1 protein-coding gene is annotated in these 1906 nt (G+C 42.1%); it reads right to left on the bottom strand.

Going from position 1 to position 1906, the window contains the following annotated elements; all coding sequences use genetic code 11:
• Nucleotides 1-22: 22 nt before the first annotated feature.
• A partial coding sequence (locus tag Q0095_RS01095) for a TolC family protein (RefSeq protein ID WP_297880568.1) occupies nucleotides 23-1906 on the bottom strand: 1884 nt, incomplete at its 5' end.

Here is a 1906-nt window from a genome sequence, read left to right on the forward strand (position 1 = left end):
CATCTACTTGGCTACCAAACGCCTACTCACACCTTCCGTATCTAGACATTAGTTCTGCTTTTTTGATATTAAAGCTGGCTTTTTGTGCGTGATCCCTTAGAGCTAACTCCTTTTTTAAAGAAGCTATTAGAGAGTTTAAAACATCTATCTTTGAGCTTTCGTTACCGGCATTTAATCTTTTTTGCATAGTTAGGATATCTTTTGAAATTTTAGAGGAATTAGATAGGATTTTATCGTATTCGTCCTTTTTGGATAGAAAGAGTTTAAGATCCGCGATCTGCTTTTCGTATTCTAATTTAGCTTCTTCCTTTTTAGATAAGATCCTCTCTTTGTTTATCTGCTTTTCTTTGATCTGCGCGGCGCGCTTGCCTCCGTCAAATAGGCTCATATGCACCGTAAGTCCCGCTCTATATCCATGTCTTTTGACATCCTTTCCGGCGCGGCTAAAGTCGTCTCTGTCGCTGCCGTAAAGATCGTATCTGCCATAGAGCGAAACGGTGGGATAATAAAGCCTCTCCATGGATTTCATACTTAGCTCATTTGCAGCCAGTTCATGATCAAATCCTTTAGCGATTACGCTATCTTCAAAGGGTACGAAGTCTGAGCTGATACTATTAGCTCCGCCTAGATCCGAAAGATAAAACACGTTTGGAATTTTAACTCCAGAAAGCGAGTAAATTTTATTTAAAACATTATTTGCGTTTAGTTCTAATTGAGATAGTTCATAGCTCGTATCGGCTAATGCTATGGCTTGATCTGCTAGAGCTGTTTTGCTTAGCTCGCCTGCGCCCGATAGCCTCTTTTCGTAGATATAAAGCATCTCGTAGGCGTCTTTTAACCGCTCATAGATTTCTATTTTGTTTTTATACCCGAGCGCCTCGTCGTAAAGCTCCAAAAGCTTGATTGAGCCGTCCATATACGAAGAGCATCTTTTAAGATCTGCTTGTTTGATATTCTCTTCGGCAGCTTCTATGGCTAACTCATCTGCGCCGAATTTAAATATATCTTGGCGCAGCACGAGCGAGACGGAGTTGCCATAGCCGCTTTGCGAGACTAGACTATCGTCGCCAATCTGCACGGAGTTGTAACGGGCGCCGTAGCGTTTGGCGTATTCGCTATTGGCATTAATTCCAATCTCGGGATAGCGTGAGGCCTTTTGATACTCAAGCTCGTTGCGCGCGCTTTGCACATCGAGCCTAGTTAAATTTAAACTCGGAGAATTAGCTAAAGTATGCTCCAATAAGGCGTCGAAGGAGAAGGAATTCGGTCTCGCTTTAAAATTTGAATCAAGCTGCCCGTCCAGTCTTTTTTGATTTATATCTCGTATTTTTGATCTATCTAGTCGGTAAATTTTAGCAGGGGCTTTGGCTTCGGCTTTGGCTTTGGAGTTTGAATTCTTTGAGGCGTCTTGCGAGCTATCTTGCTTCGAGCTTGCCTCGGGAGTGGAGAGATATTTTTCTAAGGCGCCCTGAGCGTTTGGTAGGGTTTGCTTATTGGCCCTACTTTGTTTATCGGACGTTAGCTTTTGTAGGGATCTTTGAGTTTGAGCAGATTTTTGTGCCGATATTTTATTGGACGTGGATTTTTGCATCGCTGATTGGTTTTGGGTGGACGTTTTGTTGGGAGAGGATTTCTGCGCGATAGTTTTATCAAGGGAGGATCCTGGTACGTCAGCTTGATTTTGAACTGATGCTTTATTAGAGGCAGGTTTTTGCATGCTCGTTTTATCGGAGGAGGATCTTTGCACATTTGCTCTATCTGGGATGGGTTTTGGTGCGGTGGAGTTAAATTTATCCGCTGCGTTTAACGTGCCTGCGCCCAAGATCAAAGCAAAAACGATGAAAGCTATTTTAAATTTATCCGAATCAAGTTTAAATTTATCCAAATTAGGCTCTTTATAAATGAA

The sequence above is a fragment of the uncultured Campylobacter sp. genome (assembly GCF_938045535.1).
GTDB lineage: Bacteria > Campylobacterota > Campylobacteria > Campylobacterales > Campylobacteraceae > Campylobacter_B.